Here is a 25,527-nt window from a genome sequence, read left to right on the forward strand (position 1 = left end):
GGGCCGGCAAACAGCACCCGAAATATCGCCTCCCACGGCATGGGCCGGGCGCGCCGGTTGACTTGGTTCCGGACCGGTGGGTGCCCGTTGGCCCGGTTGCGGGCCCCGTGATATGACGTTTCCGCGGGAGTGGCATCGGGATGACGGCAAGCGGGTTGCGGAAGCTGACGGCGGCGGCGAAGACCCCGCTCTACGCCTTTTCGATCCTGACCGGCGCCAAATCCTTCATCGGCAACCCGGTACTCGGCAGCCGGCGGCTCAACGAAATCGGGCTGCATGCGGCGCGGGTGCGGATGGCGGAGCGGCTCGGCCGTTACCGCCGCAATCTGCTGGCGGCGCGCCTGGATGCTGCGGACCGCACGGCACTTCTGCGCGACGGCTTCGTCGTGAAGAGCGATTTTCTGCCCGTGCCGGAATTCGAGCGCCTGCGCACGGAAGTCTTCGGACGCGCATGGGACCTGCGCGAAATGCGGCAGGGCCACACCGTGACCCGGCGCGTATTCCTCGACGCTGCGTCGTTACGCAAGGACAATCCGGCACTCGGACGGTTCATCACCAGCCCCGAGGTCGCGGCGCTGCTGCGGTTTGCCGGCGCGACCGGCGGGCAGCCGGTAACCTCGATCCAGTGCATCCTGGCCAATCAGGGGGTCGGCGCCGACGATCCGCAATGTGCGATCCATGCCGACACCTTCCATTCCACGTCCAAGGCCTGGTTCTTCCTGCATGATGTCGGCCCCGACGACGGGCCCTTCTTCTACGTTCCCGGTTCGAATGTTCTGACGCCGCGACGCCTGGAATGGGAGCGTGCGCAAAGTCTCGCTGCCAGCAGCCATGCGATGCGCGACCACGCGGAAGGTTCGTTCCGGATTTCGAACGACGATCTGCGCGCGCTCGGGCTGCCGCAGCCACTGCCGGTGACCGTGCGCGCCAATACGCTCGTGGTGGCGGACACCTTCGGCTTCCATGGCCGGACACCGAGTCCGGCCGCGACCCGCCGCGTCGAGCTTTACGCCACGCTGCGGCGCAACCCCTTCCTCCCCTGGACCGGGCTCGATCCGCTGGCTTTTCCCGTCGTGAAAGAGCGCATGGGATCGTTCCTGACGACCCTCGACCGTTTTGGCATCGCTCCGATGCCATGGAAGCCGGTCGGCCAGATGCGCATCGACGCGCCGCCACAGATTTGAACGGTCCTGCGCTCGCCAGATGATGTCCATGGTCGATATTCCGCGTCCTGTCGGCATCCTCTGTCTGACGCGTGCGTGCGCATGAGAGCCTGAGGCGATGACGCAAGCGGACGCCGCTGTTTTCGAACCGGTCGCGCCGAACCCGGACTGCGCCTATTGCTCCGGCCGGAAGCCGATGCCGGCATTCGATATCGATGCTGCGTATTGCCTGACGCTTGCGGAAAGCCCCGAGCGCGAGGCGAGCGTCGTTGCGCATTTTCACGACATCGGTCTTTGCCGCCGCGTCGTATTGCGGCGGGCCAACCGCTTGAAGGAGCGCGTCAATGCCGCGATCTGGGAATCTCACCGCGACGCGGCGCGCCACGCGCTGGCACGCGGATGCCAACGCGTTCTCATCATGGAAGATGACGTCGCCTTCAATCAGCCGGTGGCGGAATTCTCACCGCGGGTTTCCCGGACTTTCAAGGCACTGCCGGACGACTGGTGGGGCCTGTATCTCGGCCACGTCCCGGTCCAGGCCTATCCGGTCGGGCGCGGTGTGGTCCGCGCGCGGTCCGGCGCGCTGCATGCCTACATCGCCCACACGCCCATGCTTGAATGGTACGCCCGCTATCGGCCCCGCGCCGCCGAAATTCCGTTATGGTCGCTTCTGAGCCCGGCCATCGACGCTGCCACATCGCTGCTTCCGAAAATGTATGCGCTGTTTCCGATGGTCGCCTTCCAGAGAGATACCGGCGATCGCCGCATCGATTCCAGTCACACGATGGCCGGCACGCGGCGCTCGCTGTTCGACTTCGACCGCTATCGCTACCTGGTGCTGTTCAACGGCATGCGCGTCGCCGAAATTCTGGCTGTTCTGGGGTCGCCCTTCCACTGGCTGACGATGGATTGGTTCATAGCGCGCGCCGGGCGGCGGGCACGGGAAGCGCAGCGCATTCGCGACTCCGGGCTGTTCGACGAAGCGTTCTACCTGGCGAGCTATCCGGACGTGGGTGCGAGCGGCGTCGATCCGCTGCTGCACTACATCAAGTCCGGCGAAGCGGATGGACGCAGACCCAATCCGGCATTCGATCCGAATGACTATGCAAGCGCGCACGGTCTGCGACCCGGAGAGAGCGCGCTGTTGCACTATGTCACCGCCGGACATTTTGGAGGCGATCCGGCAGCGCACCTGGATGGAACGATCGGCGAGCAGAAAGCACGATGATCCTGGCGGTCCGGGTCTTGCCCGATCGGCTGAGACGCACGATGCGACAAGGTTCTGCCCGGGACGGATTTCGCTGCGCGCGGGGAGCTGTTGGCCGGAAGAACATCGATGGTCCTGTCTAACCAGGGGCAAAGGATGCGATGCCCCGCGGGGTGACGCCCGGCGATGCGCCGGTATAAGGTGGCCGGCAAGGCTCAGCCTTCGAGGGGACGACGCGCGTGGCCAGTGACATTACGTCCGGGAGCAAACCGGCTTCGGCCTTGGACGCCTCCGCCATCGCAGCCGAACTGACGTCACTTGAGACCTCACCGAAGGGGCTGACCGGCGCAGACGCCACATCCCGCCTTGCGCGCTATGGCAGGAATGCCATTGCCGACAAGACCGAGAGCCGCTGGAAAAAGCTTGCCACCTATTTCTGGGGGCCGCTGCCCTGGATGATCGAGGCGGCGGCGCTGATCTCGCTCATTCGCCGCGACTGGTCGGATTTCTTCGTGGTCGCGGGGCTCCTGATCTACAATGCGGCGGTCGGGTTCTGGCAGGATTACAAGGCCTCGAATGCGCTCGATGCTCTGAAGAAGGGGCTCGCTCCCAAGGCGCGCGTGCTGCGCGACGGCGCCTGGACCTCGATCGATGCTGCCGACCTCGTGCCGGGCGATGTGGTGAATGTCACCGCCGGCCAGATCGTGCCGGCCGATCTTCTCCTGATCGAGGGCGAATATCTCACGGTCGATCAGTCGGCGCTGACCGGCGAGTCGCTCCCCGTTTCCAAGAAGGTCGGGGACGCAGCCTATTCCGGTGGCATCGCCAAGCAGGGCGACATGACCGGTGTCGTCACCAAGACCGGCAACAACACCTTTTTCGGGCGCACCGCCAGGCTGGTGGCATCCGCCGGCACCGTGTCGCATTCGCAGAAGGCGGTGCTGCAGATCGGCGATTTTCTCATCGTCACCGCGTTCGCGCTGGCGCTGGTGCTGGTCAGCGTCGAGGTCTATCGCCACATCGTGGTGGCGCCGTCCTGGGACTGGGCGACGGTCGGCTCGATCCTGCAATTCGTGCTGATCCTGCTGGTTGCTTCGATCCCGGTGGCATTGCCGGCAGTCATGTCAGTGACCATGGCGATCGGCGCCTATGCGCTGTCGAAGCAGAAGGCGATCCTGTCGCGGCTGTCGGCGATCGAGGAACTGGCCGGCGTCGATGTGCTGTGCAGCGACAAGACCGGCACGCTGACGCTCAACCAGCTCACGGTCGATGCGCCGATCCCGTTCGGGGCTGCCAAACTCGAAGACGTGCTGGTCGGGGCGGCTCTGGCGACCCAGACCTCAAGCGAGGACCCGATCGATCTGGCGGTGCTGCGCGCGCTCAAGGACAAGGCGGCGCTCGCGTCGTTCAAGGAGACCGCGTTCGTGCCGTTCGACCCGGTCAACAAGCGTACGGTTGCAACGGTGGTCGATGCGCAAGGTCATACGGTCCAATATGCCAAGGGTGCCCCGCAGGTAATCGCTGCATTGGCCAATCCCGATCCAGGAACGCTTGCGAAATACAACGGCACCGTCGCCGATCTTGCCTCGCGCGGCTACCGCGCGCTGGGGGTCGGCCGTTCGGACGACGGAAAAACCTGGCAGCTTGTCGGCCTCGTCACCATGCAGGACCCGCCGCGTCCGGATGCGAAGGCCACCATCGCCGAAACCGAGAAGCTCGGGCTCAACGTCAAGATGGTGACCGGCGACGATGTCGCGATTGGCGACCAGATCGCCAAGCAGCTCGGCATGGGCGATCGCCTGCTGGTCGCGAGCGACCTGTTCAAGGACGGCACCACCACCATCACGCCGCAGATCGCCGAAGCGGTCGAGCGCGCCGACGGCTTCGGCCGCGTGTTCCCACAGCACAAATATGAGATCGTCAAGGCGCTGCAGAGCCGCGGCCACATCGTTGCCATGACGGGCGACGGCGTGAACGATGCGCCGGCGCTGCGCCAGGCCGATTGCGGCATCGCCGTGAGCGGCGCGACCGACGCCGCCCGCAGCGCAGCCGCGCTCATCCTCACCGCGCCGGGCTTGTCGACCATCGTCAATGCGATTGTCGGCGCGCGCCAGATCTTCCAGCGCGTTCTGAGCTACGTGCATTACCGCATCGCGATGACGCTCGACATCATGCTGCTGGTGGTGGCGTCGGTGGTGTTCTTCGAATTTCAGCCGCTGACCGCGGTGATGATCGTGGTGCTGGCTTTGCTCGACGACATCCCGATCATGACCATCGCCTATGACAACGTGACTCCGGCACCCAAGCCGGAGCGCTGGGACATGCACAAGGTGCTGGTCTTTGCCGGCCTGATGGGGCTGCTGTCATTTGCCGAAAGCCTTGGGCTGCTTCTGGTCGGTCTTGAATGGATCGGCAATCAATCGCTCACGGCGAGTATTCCGCTCGACCGCGACAGCCTGAAGACCGCGATGTTCCTGCAGCTCGCGGTCGGCGGGCATCTCCTTCTTTTCGTGGTGCGCACGCGCCATTCGGTGTTTGTCCCGCCCTATCCGAGCGCGCCGCTGTTCCTCGCGATCGTCGCGACGCAGGTCGTGGCCATCCTGATCTGCGGCTTCGGCATCCTGATGCCGGCGCTGCCCTGGAGCGCGATCGCGGCGGTGTGGGCCTGGTGCCTGATCTGGATGGTCGTCATCGATATCGTGAAGCTGATCTATGTCCGCCACTTCGAGGACAACGCGGCGCAGATGCGAAGTCTCGCCAAGCCGATTGCGAACTGACCGACTGGAGAGCGACATGGACTTCAGGAAGAAGCTTCTGGTCACGCCGGGCAAGCCGTTCCGCCTGAAGGACATCGACCCCTCGTTTGACGGCGGCATCCGGTCCGCGCAGGAGGCTGCGAAGCATCTCGATGGGTACCGGCAGAAGCTGACCGACATGCAGAGGCTGTTTTACGGCGACCGCAATCATGCGCTGCTGATCGTGTTGCAGGGCATCGATGGCGCCGGCAAGGACGGCACCTGCTGGCACGTCATCAGCGCGATGGACCCGCAGGGCGTGAAGGTGCAGGGCTTCAAGCAGCCGACACCGGAGGAGAAGGATCACGATTTCCTGTGGCGGGTCCATCCGCATGCGCCGGGGAAGGGCGAGGTCGCGGTGTTCAACCGCTCGCATTACGAGGATGTGCTGGTCGAGCGCGTGCACAAGATGGTGCCCAAGTCCGTGTGGAAGGCGCGCTACGATTTCATCAACGACTGGGAGAAATTGCTGGTCGAGGACAACAACACCACGATCCTCAAGTTCTTTCTGTACATTTCGAAGGAGGAGCAGCTTGCTCGGTTCGAGCAACGGCTCGACGATCCTGCTCGGCAGTGGAAGATCAGCAGCTCGGACTACGAGGAACGCAACTTCTGGGAGGATTACATTTCGGCGTTCGAGGATGCGCTGACCAGATGCTCGAAGAAACACGCGCCGTGGTACGTCATTCCGGCCAACCACAAGTGGTTCAGGAATCTCGCGGTTTCGCAGATCATCGCCGACACCATGGAGGACATGAAGCTGAAGCTGCCGAAGCCGAGTGTGGACCTCGCCGAGATTCGCAGGCTGTATCATTCGGCCGCGAAAGCCGAGGGCGAAAAGGCCAGGGAAAGCAAGAACAAGCGCGGCAAGGCTTCGAAGAAGGATTAGCCGGATGGCCGTTCAGGGACAGCCGCCGGTCCCGCATTTCGGAATTCTCGACCACGCCCCGATGGGGCCGCGCCAATACGCCATCTGGTTGCTCGCCAGCGGCGGCACGCTACTGGATGGGTTCTCGATCTTCTCGCTCGGCGTGGCGATGCCGCTTTTGACCAGCCGGTTCGATCTCGGCCCGCTGATGGTCGGGCTGATCGGCTCTGCCCTGGTGCTCGGCGCGGCCATCGGCGCGGCATTCGGCGGGGCCGCCGCGGATCGCTTCGGGCGCAAGCCGCTTCTGATCATCGACATGGCGATCCTCGCCACCGGCGCGGTCTTCAGCGGTGCAGCCGAGAACGCGCTGGCGGTGTTGTTCGGCCAGTTTCTGATCGGCGTCGGCATCGGCATCGATTTTCCGGTCAGCGCCTCCTACGTCTCCGAGACCATGCCCAAGCGCGCACGCAGCCGCATGATGGTCGCGACCATCGCGCTGCAATCGGTCGGCATGCTGATGGCAGCGGCCATCGCGTTGCCGCTGCTGCAACTGCACGGCAGCGCGATCGACTGGCGCTTCATCGTGGGTGCGACCGGCGCCGGAGCGTTCGCCTTCATGCTGGCGCGGATGTGGCTGCCGGAAAGTCCGCGCTGGCTGCTCGAACACGGCCATCCGGACAAGGCGGCGCATGTCGTTACCGGGCTGGCCAGGGTGGCGATCGATCGCCCCATGTCAGCGCCCCCCTCGGCGGAGCGCGGCATGTCGGTTCTGTTCTCCAGACCGTATCGCGTACGCACCGCGCTGGTGTCGGTGCCGTGGTTCCTGATGGATATCGCGACCTACGGGGTTGGGCTGTTCACGCCCGTTATCCTCGCCGCGCTCCACCTTGGCGCCAAGGCGCACGATCCGGTCGCCGCCGACTTCGCGGCCGCGCAGGGCAGCGCAACGATCGATCTGTTCCTGCTGTTCGGGTTCCTGATCGGCCTGTGGGCGGTGCCGCGCTTCGGCCGGCTGCACATGCAGGTCGTTGGATTTGCCGGCATGACACTCGGCATGCTGATCCTGCTCGCGGCGGTGTTGTCCTCAGGCAGCGCCAGCCCGCATATCGCGCTGATCTTTCTGGGATTCGTTCTGTTCAATCTGGCGATGAATGCGGGACCCAACGCCACGACTTTTACCCTGGCGCCCGAACTGTTCCCGACCGCGGTCCGGGCATCGGCGAGCGGTTTTGCCGCGGCAGCCGCCAAGACAGGTGCGACGCTGGGAATCTTTCTGCTGCCGCAGGTCAAGGAATTCTGGGGCGTGGCCGGGGTTTTGTTCCTCATGGCCATCGTAAGCACACTCGGCGCCGCAATCACTCTCATTCTCGGCAAGATCATCCGGGATATTCCGGAAGGCCGCGGGCTGGAGGAGGTGTCGCAGCCGATCGTCGCATCGCAAGGCCGTCACGCCGGGTGATAAACTGGGACTCATGAGGCGCGTCATTCCGTCACGATTTTGTCACGTCGCGGTCGCTGGCGCCGTGCTGCTGGCGCTGGCCGTCTTTCCGGCGCGCGCGCAGAACGCGTCCGATCTCGTCAAGGTCGAGCTCCTGAGCGAGCCTGCGGCGATCCAACCAGGCGAGCCATTTCAGGTCGGCATCCGCCTGACCATGAAGGAGCATTGGCACACCTATTGGCGCAACCCGGGCGACTCCGGTGAGCCGACGACAGTGACCTGGAAGCTGCCGGCTGGCTTCAGCACATCCGAACTGGAATGGCCGGCGCCATCGCTGATCAGGGTCGGTCCGGTCACGAGCTTCGGCTACGAAGGCGAGACCGTCCTGCTGGCGCGCATCACGCCGCCGCGCGATATGAAGCCGGGCGCCGACGTTACGCTGAACGCGGAGGTGGCCTTTCTCGTCTGCGAGAAGGAATGCATCCCGGGCGAAGCCAGCGTGTCTTTGCCGCTGTCCGTTTCGGATGGCGCGGCAGGTGGCGGCGCGACGGACGCCGCAAGCAGCAAAGTCTTCGACGTCGCGCGCAGCCTCTTGCCGCAGCCCTCGCCCTGGACCGCGACCTTCGATGCCGATCCGAAGACGATTACACTTGCATTGAGTGGCGCCGATCTGCGCAAGGATGCGGTCCGTTCGGCGACTTTCTTTCCATACGACAACACGCTGATCGTCAATTCCGCAGCGCAGACGCTGGCCGCGTCCGCCGAAGGGACGGTGGTTTCGATCGAACGTGGCCAGATCGCGCGCGCCGTCCCGCAGCGTCTCGACGGCGTGCTGGTCGTTGAGGAAGACATTGGCGGCAAATCCGTCCGGCATGCCTTCGCGCTCGACGCTAAGCCGGCGCCGTCGGCAGGGCAGGGGATATCGCTGATCCAGGCCGCGCTGCTCGCGCTCGTCGCAGGCATGATCCTCAATCTGATGCCGTGCGTATTTCCGGTGCTGTCGATCAAGATCCTGCACCTGACCCAGCACGCGTCGGAACCGCCGGCGCGCATCCGCCTGCATGGGCTCGCCTACACGGCGGGCATCCTTGGAAGCTTCGCGGTGCTGGCGGGAGCACTCTATGCATTGCGGGCGGGAGGCGCCGAAATCGGCTGGGGCTTCCAGTTGCAATCGCCCGCGGTGGTCGCGACGCTCGCCTTCGTGCTGTTCGCGTTTGGCCTCAGCCTGTCCGGCATTCTGCCAATCGGCACTTCGCTGACGCGGGTCGGCGGCAGCCGATTGCTGCAGAAGACCGGGCTGTCCGGTTCGTTCTTTGCCGGAATGCTGGCGACAATTGTGGCCACGCCCTGCACCGCGCCATTCATGGGCGCTTCGATCGGATATGCGCTGACGCAGCCGTTTGTGGTCGGCCTTGTGGTGTTCCTCAGTCTCGGCTTCGGACTCGCGCTGCCATTCCTCATTCTCGCATGTGTGCCGGGGCTGCAGCGTCTGCTCCCGCGGCCCGGGCGCTGGATGGAGACCATGAAGCAGTTTCTGGCGTTTCCGCTTTATGGGACGGCCGCCTGGCTGATCTGGGTGCTGAGCTTCCAGGTCGGTCCCGCCGGGCTGATGGCGGCGCTGGCCGGACTCGTGCTGATCGCATTCGCCGCATGGTCTTATGGTCTCGTCCAGGGGCAGGGCGGCGCCTCCGCGCTCGCCTTTCGCGGCATGGCGACCGCCGCGGTCATTGCCGTGGTCGCGATCGCCGTCACCATCCGCTCTGACCATGCCACCGGGACCGTCGCGCCGGCATCGTCCGGCGACGCCGGACATGAGGCCTTCAGCCAGCAAAAGCTCGACACGCTGCTCGCGGCGGGCCGGCCGGTCTTCGTCAACATGACGGCGGCCTGGTGCATTACCTGCCTCGTCAACGAGCGCACCGCGCTCTCGACCGATTCCGTGCGCGAGGCCCTGTCGGCCAAGAACGTCGCCTATCTCAAGGGCGACTGGACCAACCGCAATCCGGAAATCACGCGCCTGCTGGAGCGTTTCGGAAGGTCCGGTGTTCCTCTCTATGTGCTGTACCAAAGCGGCCGCGAGCCTCTGGTTCTGCCGCAAATCCTCACGCCATCTCTGGTCCTTGAAAAACTCGCACAACTCTAGTCATCGAAAACGCAATCGGGAGACTGACATGAACAGACGGGTCTTTGGTATCCTCGCCGCCGCGGCGGCCGTTGCATTGTTCGCCACGCCGTCGCTTGCCGAACCCAAGGTGGGTGCGCCGGCACCTTCCTTCACCGCGGTCGACACGAACGGCAAGACCGTCAATCTCGGCGACTTCAAGGGCAAGACCGTCGTGCTGGAATGGACCAATGACGGCTGCCCGTATGTCCGCAAGCATTACGGCTCGGGCAACATGCAGGCGCTGCAGAAGAAATGGACCGACCAGGGCATCGTCTGGCTGTCGGTAATTTCATCGCCGCCCGGCGAGCAGGGATTCGCCGACGCTGCGCGCGCCAACAGCCTGACCACCGATCGCAAGGCGGCGCCGAGCGCCGTGCTGCTCGATCCGAAGCAGAATGTGGCGAAGGCCTATGGCGCGCTGGTGACGCCGCACATGTACATCATCAGGCCGGACGGCGTGCTGGCCTATGCCGGTGCGATCGACGACAAGCCGACCGCGCGGACCGCCGATCTCAAGGATGCGAAGAACTTCGTCGACAACGCGCTGTCGGAACTGAAGGCCGGCAAGCCGGTGTCGACCACCAATACCCGCGCCTATGGCTGCGTGGTGAAATACAATTCCTGATATCGACGGAATTTGCCGGACATGAATGTGCCCGCCTCGCGCGGGCACATTCTTTCAGGCTTTGCGTGCCGGCCGGATCAGGCGCTTCGCGGCGTTCCAGAGCGGCGCAATCGCGAAGCTGGTCACCGGGATCAGCAACGCGCCGACCACAAGGCCGACCACGCCCGCGCCTGCGGCGCCGACAATCCATTCCAGGGCCGCTTGCGCGAAGGGAGAGGCGTGGGCGGCTGCTTCCGCCGCATGATGAATCGCGTGGCCGATGGATGTGTATCCATAGGTCTCCAGCCCGTGAACGATGATGCCGCCGCCGACCCAGATCATCGCGGCGGTGCCGACGATGCTGAGCAGCTTCAGAAAATACGGCATGCCGTAGACCAGGGCGCGTCCGACGCCGCGGCTCACCGAGCCGAGCACCGACGCGCTGCGACTGGCGGCGAGCATCACGCCGAGATCGTCGGCCTTTACGATGATCGCCACCGCGCCATAGACCACGGCTGTGATCCCGACCGCGACAATTGCGAGCACGGCGCCCTGCGTCCAAAGATTGCTGGCCGGAATAACCGAGAGCGCGATCGCCATGATCTCGGCCGAAAGAATGAAGTCGGTCTTGATCGCGCTCGCCACCTTCTGGTCTTCCAGGGTCTTCGGGTCGATCGCAATCGAGCCGAGAGCGGCCTCATGGGCCTGCGCCTTGTGCGGGAAAACGATCTCGTAGACCTTTTCCGTGCCCTCGTAGCAGAGATAGGCGCCGCCAATCATCAGCAGCGGCGTGATCGCGGACGGCAGAAAATAGCTGAGCGCCAGCGCCGCCGGCAGCAGGATCAGCAGCTTGTTGCGCAGCGAACCGATCGCGATCTTGCGCACGATCGGAATCTCGCGCACTGCGGCGAAACCGGTCATGTAGCGGGGCGTCACCGCCGCGTCGTCTATCACCACGCCGGCAGCCTTGACGCCTGCTTTCGCCGCCTGCGTGGCAACGTCGTCGAGCTGGGCCGCCGCCACCTTGGCGATGGCCGCGACATCGTCGAGCAGCGCGATCAGTCCGACAGCCACGGCGCGGTCACCTCAGGGCCGAAGGATACACCCCCGGTTTATCAGTCCGATGTCAGCGCGCAATCACGCCGAGCTTTGCCATCTGCGCGATGACCTGCTCGGCCATCTCGTCGGGCGAGCCCTGTTCGGTGCGCAGCCTGATTTCGGGGTCGAAGGGCGGCTCATAGGGAGAGTCGATACCGGTGACATGGAAAGCCTTGCCGGCCCGCGCCTTGGCGTAAAGCCCTTTCGGGTCGCGCTCCTCGCATACCGAAAGTGGCGTATCGACGAATACTTCAAGAAATTCGCCGGCCTCGTGACGTTCACGCACGGATTGCCGCTCGTTGCGGAATGGCGAGACGAAAGCGCACAGCACCACGAGCCCGGCATCCACCATGAGGCGGGCGACTTCACCGGCGCGGCGCACATTCTCGACGCGGTCGGCCTCGGTGAATCCAAGGTCGCGGTTCAGCCCAAGCCGCATGTTGTCGCCGTCGAGCGCGTAGGTGTGGATGCCGCGCAAGCTGAGCTTCTGCTCGACCAGATTCAGAATCGTGGACTTGCCGGCGCTGGGCAGCCCCGTAAACCAGACCGTTGCAGGGCGCTGCGCCTTCATCTTGGCGCGAAACGCCTTGTCGATCTCGTAGCTCTGCTTGACGAGATTGCTGGCGCGGTAGAGCGCGAAATCCGCCATGCCGGCGCCCGCGGTCGCCCCGGTCTGCCGGTCGATCAGGATGAAGGAGCCGGTCTCGCGGTTTTTGGCATAGGGGTCGAACGCGATCGGCTCCGTGGTCGCGATGTTGCAATAGCCGATGTCGTTGATGGCAAGCGTCGTCACCGCGGCATGTTCGCCGGTCTCGATGTCGGTGCCGTATTTGAGCGCGGTGATCGTTGCGGCAACGGTGTGGGTACCGATCCGCAGCGAATAGGTTCGGCCGGGCAGCATCGGATTGTCATTCAGCCAGACGAGATGCGCCGAGAACTGGTCGGCAACCTCGGGCGCCGAATCGGACGGTGTCAGAATGTCGCCGCGCGACACGTCGACCTGGTCGGCGAGTTCGATGGTTGCGGCCTGACCGGTTTCGACGCTGTCCACCGTATCCGGGTAGATGTAGATTTCCTTGATGGTGGAAGGACGGAGCGAGCGGCCGACGATGATGCCGTCGCCTCGGTTGAAGGCTCCCGACGACATATAGCCGGCATAGCCGCGGCCACCGGATTGCGTGCGCACCACCGCCTGCACATGAAAGCGCGCCGGCTGTTCATGCTGATGCGTGGAGCCCGGAACCGCCTCCAGATGCTGCAGCACCGTCGGACCCTTGTACCAGCCCATGCGTTCGCTGGGCCGCACGATATTGTCGCCGTCGCGCGCGATGATCGGGATCGCCTCGACATGCTCGAAGGCCAGCTGCGACGCGAATACCTGATACTCGTCGCGGATGGCGTCGAACGGCGCCTGCCGGCAATCGACCAGATCCATCTTGTTGACGACCAGCAGGACGCGGCGGATGCCGAGCAACGACAGGATCCGGCTGTGGCGCAGGGTCTGCCGCGTCAGCCCCGCCTTCGCATCGACCAGCAGAAGCGCGAATTCGGCGTTGGAGGCGCCGGTCACCATGTTGCGGGTATATTGCTCGTGCCCCGGCGTGTCGGCGACGATGAAGGCGCGCTTGGGGGTGCCGAAATAGCGATAGGCCACGTCGATGGTGATGCCTTGTTCGCGCTCGGCTTCAAGTCCGTCGAGCAGCAGCGCGTAGTCGAGTTCCTCTCCCGTGGTGCCGAACTTCTTCGACAGATGGATGAGGTTCGCCATCACGTCGTCAGGCACCGAGCCGGTCTCGGCCATCAGCCGGCCGATCAGTGTCGACTTGCCGTCGTCGACCGCGCCGCAGGCTAGGAAGCGCAGGTGGTCGCGTTCGGAGATGGGGGCGCGCATCAGAAATAGCCCTCGCGCTTCTTGCGTTCCATCGAAGACACTTCGTCTGCGTCGATCAGCCGGCCGGCGCGCTCGGACTGCCGGGTGGTGCGCAATTCCTCGACGATGTCGGCGACGCTCGCGGCATCCGACAGCACCGCGGCGGAGAGCGGATAGCAGCCGAGCGAGCGGAAGCGGATCACGATCTCCTTGCGCTGCTCGCCGGGCAGGATTTCGAGCCGGTCGTCGTCGATCATGATGAGACTGCCGGAGCGCTCCACCACCGGCCGCTTCTTGGCAAAGTAGAGCGGCACCACCGGGATGTCCTCGGCCAGGATGTATTCCCACACGTCGAGTTCGGTCCAGTTCGAGAGCGGAAACACCCGCATGGTCTCGTCCGGCGCGATCTGCGGATTGTAGAGATGCCAGAGTTCCGGCCGCTGCCGACGCGGGTCCCAGGAATGGTTCGGCCCGCGCACCGAGAAGATGCGTTCCTTCGAGCGGCTCGGCTCCTCGTCCCGCCGCGCGCCGCCGATGGCCGCATCGAACTTGCCCGCATCCAGCGCATCGCGCAGCGCCTTCGTCTTCATTTCGCGGGTATAGACCGACGAGCCCGAGCTAATCGGGTGGATGCCGTCCTCGATCGCCTTCCGGTTGGTATGCACGACGAGGTTCAGATCGAGCTCCGCCGCCATCCGGTTGCGGTGGGTGATCATGTCCCGGAATTTCCAGGTGGTATCGATATGCAGCGCGGTGAACGGAATCTTCGCCGGGTGAAACGCCTTGCGGCACAGATGCAGGAGGACGCTCGAATCCTTGCCGATCGAATACATCAGCACCGGGCGCTCGAACGCCGCCGCTGTCTCTCGCAGGATGACGATGGCTTCTGTCTCGAGGCTGGACAGGTGGCGGGACAAGTTGCTTGTCATGAGGCCGTTCGGGAAAAGCTTTTCTATGCGAGGCTCGGGCCGGGGCAGGAATTTCTGCCTTTCGGCCCGATAGTTAGCAGCCAAGGGGCAGCGTCGGACGGCGCTATTTAGCGGCGCGGACATGTCCTGTCGAGGTTTGATTCCGCTCGCGCTCCGCGCCTTTCGGATAGGCGGTGCGCCCCCAAGCGGCGGGTTCTGGCCTATCCCCGCCGTGCAATCGGCATGTCGGCGTAAACCTTGTAGGACTGCGATTTGGGCTTGGCCTTGTCCGCCTCGTCGACATACTGGATCGAACTTTTGCCGAGCAATGCCTGCGGCAGGATCATCACCCGGATGAAGCGGCTCGGCCGGTCCGGCGCGGCCTGTGCGAAGACCGGCTCCGGCCCGGACTCGAACCACGCTCCGCCCACGCCATAGCTGGTTGAGCGGCCATGCGTATCGACACGGATTCCGCCTTCGATCAGGCAGCGGATTCCCGGACCCTGATGCCGATGAAGATAGGCCACGCCGCCCGGCGGGAAGGCGACACTGTCGCCGCGAAACAGGCGGTCGCCGGCCGGCAGCGGTTCGAGCGGAGCCGCGAGCTTGGTACGGGAGGCGACCCCGTTCGCGATCACCATGTCGTCGCCGGCCGATTGTGACAGCTCGTAACGCCAGCACATGGCGCCGGCCGGTCCTGCAACCACGGTTACCGCGTCATCACCGTGCCATGCATCCTGCTCGATGACTGGCTTCCCCGACACCGTGATCGCGCCATGCACAACGAAGATCATGCGTGGTTCGGCCCCGAGCGTCATCGTGGCACCGTCGCTAAGAATGTCTTCAACCAGGCGCAGGATCGGATTCATGATAGGCCATTCCGCTAGAGGATTTCGAACACGCTGTAAACCGGCCCGCTCCCGAGACGGTGGCCATAGGCAACGGATGCGAGCAGGTTGAGGAAATTGTATCTCTCCGACGCGGTCTCGAAATAGGGCGTCGCGCGCATGTAATAGAGGGTGGGGTCCACGACTTCACCTCTGGCGATGCGATCGAGCACATCCTTGGGCCCGTGCCGGATGCCCCGATAGGTCATGCCTATCAACGCCCCGTCATCCGTCTCCATGACACAGCGGACGTCCAGCATCCAGGCGCCATCCGATCGCACCGCCTGCCAGTCGCTGCCGCCGGACAGGATCTTGCCGCGCAGTCTTTCGCCCTCGAAGCGGCCTCCGGTGATCTCGCCCACACGGCGATCAACGCCCGGAGTCTTTCCGATGACGCTCGCGGCCTTCACCGCAAGTTCGAACAGAAACAGCGGCCGCAGCCGCAGCTCGGTCATTTCGCGCGGCAGCAGGGACGCGAGAGGCGCAGCATCGATCATGGCGTTTTCCCCCGGAGCTTGTTTTGGGAAGCCTAGTCGGCGGTGATGCTTTGGTCGAGCCGCCCACATTCTGCCCAAGGTCAAAACGGTGCAGCGAATAAGCCATTGTCGAGGCGGCGCAATAGCCGCTATCGTAGTTTTCAAAGACTCCAATCCAGGCGGGGGACGGAATGGCCAAATTCGGCATCGGACAGGCGGTCAAGCGGGTCGAGGACCAGCGTTTTCTGACCGGCAAGGGGCGGTATGTCGACGATATCAACCTGCCGAACCAGGCTTATGCGGTCGCCGTGGCGTCTCCTTACGCCAACGCCCGGGTCAAGAGCATCGATACCTCGAAAGCCAAGGCCGCGCCGGGCGTGCTGCTGGTGCTGACCGGTGCCGATGCCAAGGCCGACAAGCTCGGCGAATTGACCGCCCATCCGATGCCGGAAGAGGTCGGCGCGCCGGCCGGCTTCCGCACCTGGCTGCCGCTGATCTGCGACGATCGCGTGCGCTATGTCGGCGATCGCGTCGCCTTCGTAATCGCCGAGACGCACGCGCAGGCGCGCGACGCCGCCGACCTGGTCGAGGTCGAGTACGAGGAATTGCCGGCGGTCGCCGACCTCGAGGACGCTGCCAAGGAGGGTGCGCCCAAGGTCTGGGAAAGCAACGAGAAGGGCAATTGGGCGTTCGGACTGATGTTCGGCGATCAGGCCGCGACCGACGCCGCCTTCGCCAAGGCCAAGCATGTCGTCAAGGCGCGCATCGAGCACAACCGGCTTGCGCCCAACGCGATGGAGCCGCGGGTCGCCATCGGCGATTACGACGAGGCCGACGATCAGTACACGCTCTATACCTGTTCGCAGAACCCGCACGGCGTGCGGATGGAACTCTCTCACATCTTCCACTGTGCCGAGAGCCAGATTCGCGTGATCTCGCCCGACGTTGGCGGTGGCTTCGGTCTCAAGGGCAGTCCGTTCCCGGACGATTGCGTGACATTGTGGGCCTCCAAGAAGCTCGGCCGCCCGGTCAAGTGGCTGGCGACGCGGACCGAGAGCTTGCTCACCGACCGCCACGGCCGCGAGATGGTCATGTATGGCGAAATGGCGCTCGACGAGAGCGGCAAGATTCTCGGGCTGCGCATGAAGGCGCTGTATCAGGTCGGCGCCTATTTTGTCGGTCCGGGCCTCGTGCCGGCGGCCTTTGCGCTCCGTTTCTCGCCGGAAGCCTACGACATCCAGGCGCTGCATGTGATGGTGCAGGGGCTCCTCACCAACACCTCGCCGGTCGGTCCCTATCGCGGCGCCGGACGCCCCGAGGCGGCCTATTTCACCGAGCGCATGATCGAGCAGGCGGCGCGCGAGATCGGCATTCCGTCGGATGAGATCCGCCGCCGCAACCTGATCCCGGAAAGCAAGCTGCCTTACACCACGCCGACCTTCTGGGTCTACGATTCCGGCGAATTCCATCGCGTGATGGACAAGTGCCTCGATGTCAGCGACTGGAAGGGCTACGAGGCGCGCAAGAAGAAGTCCGAAAGCGAGGGCAAGCTGCGCGGCCGCGCGGTGACCTACTATATCGAGCAGGGCGGCATCTTCAACGATCGCATGGACCTGCGGTTTGATCCGTCGGGCTCGGTCTCGATCATTGCCGGCACGCATTCGCACGGGCAGGGCCATGCCACCGTTTTCGCGCAGCTGGTTCATGAATGGCTGGGCGTGCCGTTCGAGACCATCCGCTACATCCAGGGCGACACCGCATCGGTGCCGTTCGGCCGCGGCACCTATGCTGCGCGCTCATCGCTGGTCGGCGGTAACGCGCTCAAGATTGCATCCGACGCGATCGTCGAAAAGGCGAAGCCGATGGCGGCGGCTCTGATGGAAGCGGCCGAAGGCGATCTCGAATTCAAGGACGGCGCGTTCCGGGTGGTCGGCACCGACAAGACCATCCCGCTGACGGAGGTTGCGAAGGCCTTCTATGCGCCGATGGGCCCGCTCACCGAGAAGATGGGCGTCGGCCTCGAGGCCAACGGCACCTATTCCACCAACCCGCCGAACCATCCGAACGGGTCGCATGTCTGCGAACTGGAGATCGATCCGGAGACCGGCGAAGTACGGGTCGACCGCTATTTCGTGGTGGACGATCTCGGCGTGGTGCTGAATCCGATGATCGTGCGCGGGCAGATTCACGGCGGTGTCGCGCAGGGCATCGGCCAGGCGCTGATGGAGCACGCGGTCTATGACAGGGACGGGCAGATGCTGGCCGCGACCTTCATGGATTACGGCATGCCGCGCGCAGATTTGTTTCCCGAGATCGAGTCGCATCTCGAAGAGGTGCCGTCGAAGACCAATCCGCTCGGGGTCAAGGGCATCGGCGAAAGCGGCACCATCGGCGCGCCGCCGACCGTGATCAACGCCATCCTGGATGCGTTGAAGCCGATGGGTGTCGAGTCCATCGACATGCCGGCGACGCCCGCGCGGGTCTGGGAGGCGATGAACAGGGCACGCGCATCGGGGAAGGGCGGCACGCTCGCCTGGGCCAGCGCATGACTAATTCTTCTTCATTGCCGCGGTAAGCGTCGTCCACTTGTCGATATCGGCGCGGATGAAGTCGGCGAACTCCTTCGGCGTGCCGCCGAGAGAGTCGATTCCCTGCGTCGACATCGCTTTCATGACGGCTTCCATTTTCAACGCCTCGTTGGCCGCCTTCGACAGCTTGTCGACGATGTCGGCAGGCGTGCCGGCAGGCGCCAGCAGGCCGATCCAGATGCCGGCGTCGAAGCCCGGCATGCCGGCTTCGGCCATGGTCGGAAGATCGGGCATGATGCCGGCGCGCTTGGGCTGCGCGATCGCCAGCGCGTTCAGCTTGTCGGCCTTCACATGGGGCGCGAGCGTCGCGGCGACATTGAACATCAGCGTGATCCGGCCGGCGAGTAGGTCGGTCAGCGCCTGGTTGCTGCCGCCCTGATAGTGTGCCGCGACGATCCTGGTGCCGGCCTTCTGGTTGAACAACTCCGCTGCGAGGTGGCTCGCCGTTCCCGCGCCGGACGTTCCGAAGGTCAGGCTGTCGGGTTTGGACTTGGCCAGCGCAACGAGATCCTTCAGCGATTTTGCCGGCACGTCCGGATGCGCGACCAGCATGTTCGGCACGACCCCCAGAAGCGCGATGGGCGCCATCTGCTTCGACAGGTCGAAGCCCGACCTGGTCTGCGCCGGATTGAGCGTCTGCGCGACCGTCGCCATGAACAGCGTGTATCCGTCGGGCGCCGCACGCGCGACCGTCTCGGCTGCGATCATCGAGGAATTGCCGGGCCGGTTTTCCACGACGACTGGCTGGCCGAAAGCCTGCTCCATATGCTTGCCGACCAGCCGGGCCAGCGTGTCGGCCGTCGAGCCGGGGCCGAAGCCGACCAGGATGCGGATCGGGCTCGACGGATAGGTCTGTCCGACAGCGGGCGCGGTGAATGCCGTGAGGGCGGCAGCAAGCAGTAGCGATGCGAGACGTCGTGTCATTGTTCCTCCCGGACGCGGCCGGTTGACCCGGCTATGCTTGTTTCTCGGACGTCATTGTGGATGGACCGGCGGGACGGGGTCAAACGCTTCCGCTCGAAGAGTTGGCCTACCAAACACTGTGTTGACATGGCAACAACCGGGCCTTCTACCTCCCTGCATTTCCAGAGGACTTTTCATCTGATGAAGCTGCCGCTTGAAAACATCGTCGTCGTCGAACTCGGCCACAGCGTCGCCGCACCGATCGCAGGTCTGGTGCTGGCCGAACTCGGCGCCACCGTTATCAAGATCGAGAATCCGGAAGGTGGCGACGATGCGCGCAACTGGGGTCCGCCCTTCCTGCATGGCGCGGCCGGCATGTTCCAGGCCATCAACCGCAACAAGCGTTCGGCGACGATCGATCTGAAGGATGAGTCCGAGCGCGAGACATTGCGGCGCTACATCGTCGATCATGCCGATGTCGTGGTGCAGAACATGCGGCCGGGGCTGGTCGAACGCTATCAGCTCGACGCCGTGTCGCTGCGCAAGCACAAGCCGTCTCTCATCTACTGCAATCTCACCGCGTTCGGCGCCGACGGGCCGCTGAAGCACATGCCGGGCTACGATCCGCTGCTGCAGGCGTTCGGCGGATTGATGAGCGTAACCGGCCATGAGGGCGCCGAGCCGGTGCGCACCGGGCCATCGATCATCGATCAGGGCGCCGGCATGTGGGCGGTGATCGGCATTCTCGCGGCGCTCATTCGCCGCAAGGACACCGGCGAGGGCTGCGAGGTCAACACCTCGCTGTTCGAGACCGCCTTGTCGTGGATGTGCATGGCGACCGCGATGTACCTCGCATCGGGCAATGTGCCGAAGCGCGTGGGTTCCGAGAATGGCGGCATGGCGCCTTACAAGGCGTATCAGGCAACCGATGGCTGGGTGGTAATCGCGGCGGCGAACGACAATCTGTTCCGCCGCTTCTCGCAGGCCGTCGGTCATCCGGAATGGGCGGACGATCCGGACATGAGTTCCAACTCCAACCGTGTGCGCAATCGCGAAAAGGTCAATGCGCTGGTGGCGGACGTGATCAGGACCAAGCCGCGGCAATACTGGATCGACACGCTCGCCGCCGCGTCCGTACCCTGCGCGCCGCTGCAATCGCTCGACGAGGTGTTGAACCATCCGCAGACCAGGGCGGTCGGGATGTTGCAGACCAGTACCGACGGAAAATTCCAGCTGATGGGTCTGCCGCTGCAATTCGACGGCATACGCCCCGCCTTCAGGAAAAATCCGCCGGCGCTCGCGGAGGACAACGATCTGCTGCTGCCCGGAAACGCTGTACGCCGCACGACTGCATAGGCGACGCAGGAAGAAGGACAACAATCATGGACGCCATCAACGCGGATGCGCTCGGCGTTTCAGTCCCGCTGGGTGAGGACTATCCGGAGATCCGCGAGGGCGTGCGCGCGATCTGCCGGAAATATCCGGGCGAATACTGGCGCAAGCTCGAGGACGAGGACGACTATGCCGAGGCGTTCATCCGGGAACTGACCGACGCAGGCTATCTTGCCGCGCAGATTCCGGAGGAGTATGGCGGCTCCGGGCTGCCGCTGCGCGCGGGCTGCGCGATCCTCGAAGAGATCAACGCCAATGGCTGCCAGGCCAGCGCGGGTCACGCCCAGATGTACATGATGGGCATGCTGCTCCGTCACGGCAATGACGAACAGAAGAACAAGTATCTGCCCGGCATCGCCGAGGGGACGATCCGCTTCCAGGCATTCGGGGTCACCGAGCCGACCACCGGCTCCGACACGTTGCAACTGAAGACCCGCGCCGAGAAGAAGGGCGACCGCTACATCGTCAACGGCCAGAAAATCTGGACCTCGCGCGCTCACAAGTCCGATCTGATGACGCTGCTGGTGCGCACCACGCCGGTCGACCTTGTCAAGAAGCGCACCGAGGGCCTGTCGGTGCTGCTGGTCGACGTGAAGGATGCGCTCGGCAAGGGGTTGTCGATGCAGCGCATCGACACCATGATCAACCACCAGACCAATGCGCTGTTCTTCGACAATCTCGAAGTGCCTGCGGAAAATCTGATCGGCGAGGAAGGGCAGGGCTTCCGCTACATCTTGACGGGCATGAATTCCGAGCGTCTGGTCGCGGCCTCCCAATCGTCCGGCGATTGCCGGTTCTTCATCAACAAGGCGGTGGCTTATTCGAAGGAGCGCGAAGTGTTCGGCCGTCCGATCGGCCAGAACCAGGGCATCCAGTTCCCGCTGGCGCGGTGCTATGCGGAGTGGAAGGCGGCCGACCTGATGATCCGCGCCGGCTGCGCATTGTTCGAGGCCGGCAAGTCCTGCGGCGAAGAGGCGAACATGGCGAAACTGCTTGCGAGCGAAGCCGCCTGGCATGCCGCCGAGGCCTGCATGCAGACCCATGGCGGTTTCGCTGCTGCGCGCGAATTCGACGTCGAGCGCAAGTGGCGCGACGCGCGCATCTCGCTGATCGCACCGATCTCGACCAATCTCATCCTCGCCTATATCGGCCAGAACGTTCTCGGCATGCCGCGGTCTTATTGAAAAAAAGTCCCCCGGATTGTGGTCCGGGGGACAGGTCAGGGAACCATTCTTTCGTATCCGGTTCAGATGATCGTGTTGGCGTCGAACTGATGCCAGGCGCTCCAGAGGTCGCCGTCGAATGCGCGCGCCCAGAGCATGTCGGTGCCGACCGCGCTGCCCGCATTGTAGCTCAGCTTGCCGAGATCGCTCGCGGACACGGTGATCGTCGTGTCGGCCGCAAGCGCCGTCTTGTTGAGATCGAAATATCCGGAATTCGCTCCCGCCGTATCGTCGTAGAATTGATACTGCGTCATCGCATCGCCGGCATCGCCATCGATCACGCTGAACAGTGATTTCGCAGCAACCTTCTGTCCGATGCGCAGATCGATATCCTGCGCGGAGACGACGGGGGCGACGTTGTTGAGGGTGATGAACTTGAAGCTGTCCCACGTGCCCCACGCCGTTCCGTCGGAGGCGCGGACCAGCATGTTGTCCCAGCCTGCACCCTGGCCGGCGCGGATCCAGACATTGCCGATATCGGCGGCCTTGACGGTGATAATCTCGTTCGCGGCGTGCTGCGGCTTGTCGGGCGTATAGAAATAGGCGCTGCCCGCACCGGCATATTGGTCGACGAACTGGAATTCCGTGATCGCGTCGCCGTTGGCGTCGGTCGCCTTGACGAGTGTGGATACCTGTACCCAGAGGTTCTTGCTTTGGGTCGTGTCATTGATGGTCGCAACCGGCGCGGAATTGGCGACGGTGGTCACCTTGAAGGTATCCCAGGCGCCCCAGGACATGCCGTCGGAGGCACGTACCTGCATGTTGTCCCAGCCAGTACCTGCAGCACCGCGGACCCAGACATTGCCGAGATCGGCAGCATTCACGGTGAAAGCCTGATTGGCGACCTTTGCTCCGTTGAACCAGAGATAGGCGCTGCCATTGCCGGCATACAGGTCGTTGAACTGGTATTGTACCGCCGCGTCGCCATCCTTGTCGGAATAGCCGATGAGATCGGCGATGTTGACCCACTGGTTCAACTTCACAGTCTTGTCGGCGATCAGAGCGACCGGTGCGTTGTTTGGAAGCGTGGTGACCTTGAACGAGTCCCATGCGCTCCAGCTGGTGCCGTCGAAAGCGCGGACTTCCATGTTGTCCCATCCGCCGACCGTCGCGCCGCGCACCCAGACATTGCCGATGTCGGCGGCATTCACGGTGAACACCTGGTTGGCGACTGGCGTGACGCCGTTGTTCCAGAAATACGCGCTGCCGGTGGCGGCGAACTTGTCGATGAACTGGTACTGGACTGCCGCATTGCCGTCGGCGTCGGAATATTTTAGCCAGTCGGTCACCTGGCCCCAGAGATTTACCTTGAGCGTCTTGTCGTCGATGGTGACGACCGGGGCGCGGTTCAGCGGCGCAGTAGTCGTGATGTTGAACGAGTCCCAGGCGCTCCAGGCCGTGCCGTCGAACGCACGGATCTGCATGGTCTCGGTGCCCGCCGCGGTGCCGCCGCGGATCGAGACGTTGGCGAGATCGGCGGCTGAAACCGAAAGAGTGGTCCCTGCGGCGACGACATTGCCGTTCGGCGCGAGCAATACGCCGCTATTTGCCGCGGTGCCGTTGTCGATGAGCTGAAACTGGGTCGCCGGATTGCCATCGGGATCGCTGTAGGACACCCAGGAGGCAATCTTCACGGCCGCGTTGGCAGCCAGGGTCTTGTCACCGACCGCCACGGTCGGCGCGCGGTTGGCCGGAGGATTGGTGGTAAAGTTGAACGAGTCCCAGGCGCTCCAGGTCGTGCCGTCGAAAGCGCGGATCTGCACGGTCTCGGTGCCCGCGGCCGTGCCGCCGCGGATCAAGTCATTGGCGAGATCGGCGGCTGAAACCGAAAGAGTGGTGCCTGCGGCGACGACACTGCCGTTCGGCGCGAGCAATACACCGCTATTTGCCGCGGCGCCGTTGTCGATGAGCTGGAACTGGGTCGCCGGATTGCCATCGGGGTCGGAATAGGCCACCCAGGATGCAATATTGGCAGCTTGCCCGATGTTCAGTGCCTTGTCCGCGACTGCAACGGTGGGCGCGCGGTTGGCGGGCCCGCCGATGGTGATGAACTGATCGCTGAATTGCAGCTTTTCGACAAGGGAGAGCGTGTCGGTTGCGCCGAATCCGGTAACGGTGGTGATTCCGGTCGCGACATTGGTGTTGATGACGTAGCTGGCGCGAAGTCCGGAATAGACCACCGTGTCGGTGCCGTCTGCGCCGTTGATCGTGTCGCTGCCGAGCGCGGAGACGATGGTGTTGTCGAGCGCGTTGCCGGTCAGGGTCAGCCCGATATTGCCGAGGCCGATGATCTTGACGACGCCGCTGATCGCCTTCAGCGAGACCGAGGTTTCGAGCGTCGAGGTATCGACCAGGTTGACCAGCGCGTTGCGTCCTGCCGTCACGGTGATCTCGGCCGAGATCGAGGTCGGCAGCCCGCCACCGGAGAACGAGATGGTCTGTACTCCGGCGGAGATTTCCTTTGAGTAATTGCCCGCGCTCGCGGTCGAAACGCTGCCAGCGGTCGTTGTGACGGTGACGCCGGCCCGGCCTTCATTGATCGAATAGAACTTGTCGGCGTCACTGTCGTTGTAGGCGATGCCGGTCAAGAACTGGGTGTTGGTGGTCGGCTTGGCGAAATTCTGTGTGATGATCGACTGGGTCTTGCCGTTCAGGGTTCCGATGAGCTGACCAACGCCGACCTCCTGGAAATCGTTGAGAAGGATGTTGTAACGGTGGCCGCGGCCATCCCAGTGCGTGTCGTGAAACAGGCCCTGATGTTGCAGGGCGATGGCCGTATCCTGCGTGACATTGCCCCAGAGATCCGCATTGGCGACGTTCTCGCCGCGCCAGCTGAACTGATATCCGTGGCGGTGATAAGCGGCGGCCGCAGCATCGCCGAGGTGGTGGAACATCTTCTGGGCGGCAAGCTGTTCCTGATTGTGGAAGTCGGTCAGGTCGCCGAGCTTGTCGTTCCAGGCGAGCGGCTGTCGGGATTCAGCGGTCAGGAAGACCGGATTGCCATTGAAGTCTCGTACCCCGCCTTCGTTGATGTCGATGCCTTCGCCCTGCGGGTTGAGGCGCGCGCGGTTCAGTAGCGCCCACATCAGGACTTCTTGTGTTGTCGGTTGTGCCATTGTCGCCTCCCACCCGAGAAGTGTGTCTCTGCGATTTGTCGGAGGGGACCGGTCCCAAGTTCAGGCTTGGCGGGCGGAAATCCGCCGTGGAGCGGAAAAATCGCGTCGTTTGGACAGCTTTCGGCGGGATTTTCGATCACAGATTCTTGAGATTCGCGGCAGGCAGGCCTTGCCCCGCCATCCGGGCGGGCTGTCGCATCACCGCCGGCGCCCGCGGCTCTTGGACACGTTCGGGAGGCCGGAGCGGCCCCGGCTCAGTGCCGGGTGACGGAAATCGTCAAGGTGGTCTTGTTCGGCAAGATCCAGTTGTTCTTCTCCACCTCCATGTGGAAGGTGAGGGAGCGCTGGTTCTGCGGGCGCGATTCCGCGAAGCGCCCGGCGGTGGTCTCGTCAAGGAGCCTGTTGATCTCGGACTTCGTCATGTCGGGAAAGAAAGTTAGCGCGACCGCCGTGATCAGATAGCCGATCTTCTGGAACCCTTCATTGCCGGTCTTTACAGTTGCCTTGATCCGGTCGACGAGCCGTTCTCTTTCACCGCCCTGAACCTGTACGGCCACATCCTCGCCCAGCGCGTAATAGCAAACATGGTGCTGACCATTGTCCTGAAGTTGGCACCCGCTCAACGTGAGCTGGAATTTGCCGCCGCGGCGCCCGACCGCCGTGTTGAATTCGTCATGAAACTTGTCCGTGGCAATATCGGCGGTCGTTGCGGCCTGCGCCAGCATCAGCAGGCTCAGGCCGCCAAGTCCCAGCGCCTTGATCATGAAATTACCTGTGCGTCAATCGGACGAGTCGCCGGTCCGTTGCTCTTGCCACTCGCCTTCACG

Annotated in this window: 18 protein-coding genes; 10 read left to right on the plus strand and 8 right to left on the minus strand. The window is 64.0% G+C overall.

Translation table 11 applies throughout. From position 1 onward, the window contains the following. Window positions 1-140 precede the first annotated feature (140 nt). The 7 genes from AB7F49_RS02895 (at window position 141) to AB7F49_RS02925 (ending at window position 10,260) form a co-directional block, all read left to right on the plus strand. Window positions 141-1,184, plus strand: a complete 1,044-nt coding sequence (locus tag AB7F49_RS02895) for a phytanoyl-CoA dioxygenase family protein (protein WP_428520125.1) — start codon at window positions 141-143, stop codon at window positions 1,182-1,184. 97 nt (window positions 1,185-1,281) lie between these two features. After that, window positions 1,282-2,391, plus strand: coding sequence for a hypothetical protein (locus AB7F49_RS02900; RefSeq protein ID WP_428520127.1), 1,110 nt, complete (start codon window positions 1,282-1,284; stop codon window positions 2,389-2,391). Between the two features lie 218 nt (window positions 2,392-2,609). Further along, complete coding sequence (locus tag AB7F49_RS02905) at window positions 2,610-5,147, plus strand: plasma-membrane proton-efflux P-type ATPase (RefSeq protein ID WP_428520129.1); 2,538 nt, start codon at window positions 2,610-2,612, stop codon at window positions 5,145-5,147. Between the two features lie 16 nt (window positions 5,148-5,163). After that, window positions 5,164-6,054, plus strand: coding sequence for a polyphosphate kinase 2 family protein (locus AB7F49_RS02910; protein ID WP_428520131.1), 891 nt, complete (start codon window positions 5,164-5,166; stop codon window positions 6,052-6,054). Between the two features lie 4 nt (window positions 6,055-6,058). Further along, complete coding sequence (locus tag AB7F49_RS02915) at window positions 6,059-7,492, plus strand: MFS transporter (protein WP_428520133.1); 1,434 nt, start codon at window positions 6,059-6,061, stop codon at window positions 7,490-7,492. 13 nt (window positions 7,493-7,505) lie between these two features. After that, a complete protein-coding gene (locus tag AB7F49_RS02920) occupies window positions 7,506-9,614 on the plus strand; it encodes a protein-disulfide reductase DsbD family protein (protein WP_428520135.1) in 2,109 nt (702 codons plus the stop codon). Window positions 9,615-9,642: 28 nt separating this feature from the next. Further along, window positions 9,643-10,260 (plus strand): thioredoxin family protein, encoded by a 618-nt coding sequence (locus tag AB7F49_RS02925; RefSeq protein ID WP_428520137.1) that lies wholly within the window; start codon window positions 9,643-9,645, stop codon window positions 10,258-10,260. Window positions 10,261-10,314: 54 nt separating this feature from the next. On the opposite strand, the gene AB7F49_RS02930 is transcribed toward AB7F49_RS02925, so the two are convergent. The 5 genes from AB7F49_RS02930 to AB7F49_RS02950 form a co-directional block, all read right to left on the minus strand. Beyond that, window positions 10,315-11,313: a DUF808 domain-containing protein gene (locus AB7F49_RS02930; protein ID WP_428520139.1), complete on the minus strand. Its 999-nt coding sequence runs from the start codon at window positions 11,311-11,313 to the stop codon at window positions 10,315-10,317. A gap of 52 nt (window positions 11,314-11,365) precedes the next feature. Next, on the minus strand, window positions 11,366-13,228 hold the full coding sequence (cysC, locus tag AB7F49_RS02935) for an adenylyl-sulfate kinase (protein ID WP_428520141.1): 1,863 nt from the start codon (window positions 13,226-13,228) through the stop codon (window positions 11,366-11,368). Continuing rightward, entirely contained in the window at window positions 13,228-14,184 is a 957-nt protein-coding gene (gene cysD / locus AB7F49_RS02940; protein WP_428520212.1) for a sulfate adenylyltransferase subunit CysD, read from the minus strand. The genes cysC and cysD overlap by 1 nt, the downstream gene beginning before the upstream one ends. A 152-nt stretch (window positions 14,185-14,336) precedes the next feature. Continuing rightward, entirely contained in the window at window positions 14,337-14,984 is a 648-nt protein-coding gene (locus AB7F49_RS02945; protein ID WP_428520143.1) for a hypothetical protein, read from the minus strand. A 14-nt stretch (window positions 14,985-14,998) separates the two neighbouring features. Further along, window positions 14,999-15,499, minus strand: coding sequence for a DUF3237 domain-containing protein (locus AB7F49_RS02950; protein WP_428520144.1), 501 nt, complete (start codon window positions 15,497-15,499; stop codon window positions 14,999-15,001). A gap of 170 nt (window positions 15,500-15,669) precedes the next feature. On the opposite strand from AB7F49_RS02950, the gene AB7F49_RS02955 reads away from it, so the two are divergent. Then, window positions 15,670-18,027: a xanthine dehydrogenase family protein molybdopterin-binding subunit gene (locus tag AB7F49_RS02955; RefSeq protein WP_428520146.1), complete on the plus strand. Its 2,358-nt coding sequence runs from the start codon at window positions 15,670-15,672 to the stop codon at window positions 18,025-18,027. Here AB7F49_RS02955 and AB7F49_RS02960 read toward each other — a convergent pair whose 3' ends face one another. Beyond that, on the minus strand, window positions 18,028-18,990 hold the full coding sequence (locus tag AB7F49_RS02960) for a tripartite tricarboxylate transporter substrate binding protein (protein WP_428520148.1): 963 nt from the start codon (window positions 18,988-18,990) through the stop codon (window positions 18,028-18,030). It lies immediately after the preceding gene. Window positions 18,991-19,170: 180 nt separating this feature from the next. On the opposite strand from AB7F49_RS02960, the gene AB7F49_RS02965 reads away from it, so the two are divergent. Together AB7F49_RS02965 and AB7F49_RS02970 are read left to right on the plus strand one after the other, a co-directional pair. Further along, window positions 19,171-20,325, plus strand: coding sequence for a CaiB/BaiF CoA transferase family protein (locus AB7F49_RS02965; RefSeq protein WP_428520150.1), 1,155 nt, complete (start codon window positions 19,171-19,173; stop codon window positions 20,323-20,325). 26 nt (window positions 20,326-20,351) lie between these two features. Continuing rightward, the gene (locus tag AB7F49_RS02970; RefSeq protein ID WP_428520152.1) at window positions 20,352-21,545 is read left to right on the plus strand and encodes an acyl-CoA dehydrogenase family protein; all 1,194 of its coding nucleotides are present in this window, start codon (window positions 20,352-20,354) and stop codon (window positions 21,543-21,545) included. Window positions 21,546-21,607: 62 nt separating this feature from the next. Here the strand turns inward: AB7F49_RS02970 and AB7F49_RS02975 are convergent, their stop codons facing one another. Both AB7F49_RS02975 and AB7F49_RS02980 read right to left on the minus strand, forming a co-directional pair. Beyond that, on the minus strand, window positions 21,608-24,700 hold the full coding sequence (locus tag AB7F49_RS02975; protein ID WP_428520154.1) for a hypothetical protein: 3,093 nt from the start codon (window positions 24,698-24,700) through the stop codon (window positions 21,608-21,610). 254 nt (window positions 24,701-24,954) lie between these two features. Next, window positions 24,955-25,425: a hypothetical protein gene (locus AB7F49_RS02980; RefSeq protein ID WP_428520156.1), complete on the minus strand. Its 471-nt coding sequence runs from the start codon at window positions 25,423-25,425 to the stop codon at window positions 24,955-24,957. Window positions 25,426-25,527 lie beyond the last annotated feature (102 nt).

Origin of the sequence: Pseudorhodoplanes sp., assembly GCF_050250235.1 — a bacterium.
Lineage (GTDB): Bacteria > Pseudomonadota > Alphaproteobacteria > Rhizobiales > Xanthobacteraceae > Pseudorhodoplanes.

Bases quoted from the DNA above. Each gene is read 5' to 3' on its own strand.
- AB7F49_RS02960 (WP_428520148.1), bottom strand. From the start codon at position 18,990: ATGACACGACGTCTCGCATCGCTACTGCTTGCTGCCGCCCTCACGGCA.
- cysC (WP_428520141.1), bottom strand. From the start codon at position 13,228: ATGCGCGCCCCCATCTCCGAACGCGACCACCTGCGCTTCCTAGCCTGC.
- AB7F49_RS02945 (WP_428520143.1), bottom strand. From the start codon at position 14,984: ATGAATCCGATCCTGCGCCTGGTTGAAGACATTCTTAGCGACGGTGCC.
- AB7F49_RS02925 (WP_428520137.1), top strand. From the start codon at position 9,643: ATGAACAGACGGGTCTTTGGTATCCTCGCCGCCGCGGCGGCCGTTGCA.
- AB7F49_RS02910 (WP_428520131.1), top strand. From the start codon at position 5,164: ATGGACTTCAGGAAGAAGCTTCTGGTCACGCCGGGCAAGCCGTTCCGC.
- AB7F49_RS02915 (WP_428520133.1), top strand. From the start codon at position 6,059: ATGGCCGTTCAGGGACAGCCGCCGGTCCCGCATTTCGGAATTCTCGAC.
- AB7F49_RS02965 (WP_428520150.1), top strand. From the start codon at position 19,171: ATGAAGCTGCCGCTTGAAAACATCGTCGTCGTCGAACTCGGCCACAGC.
- AB7F49_RS02950 (WP_428520144.1), bottom strand. From the start codon at position 15,499: ATGATCGATGCTGCGCCTCTCGCGTCCCTGCTGCCGCGCGAAATGACC.
- AB7F49_RS02980 (WP_428520156.1), bottom strand. From the start codon at position 25,425: ATGCTGGCGCAGGCCGCAACGACCGCCGATATTGCCACGGACAAGTTT.
- AB7F49_RS02975 (WP_428520154.1), bottom strand. From the start codon at position 24,700: ATGGCACAACCGACAACACAAGAAGTCCTGATGTGGGCGCTACTGAAC.
- AB7F49_RS02955 (WP_428520146.1), top strand. From the start codon at position 15,670: ATGGCCAAATTCGGCATCGGACAGGCGGTCAAGCGGGTCGAGGACCAG.
- AB7F49_RS02970 (WP_428520152.1), top strand. From the start codon at position 20,352: ATGGACGCCATCAACGCGGATGCGCTCGGCGTTTCAGTCCCGCTGGGT.
- AB7F49_RS02895 (WP_428520125.1), top strand. From the start codon at position 141: ATGACGGCAAGCGGGTTGCGGAAGCTGACGGCGGCGGCGAAGACCCCG.
- AB7F49_RS02900 (WP_428520127.1), top strand. From the start codon at position 1,282: ATGACGCAAGCGGACGCCGCTGTTTTCGAACCGGTCGCGCCGAACCCG.
- AB7F49_RS02920 (WP_428520135.1), top strand. From the start codon at position 7,506: ATGAGGCGCGTCATTCCGTCACGATTTTGTCACGTCGCGGTCGCTGGC.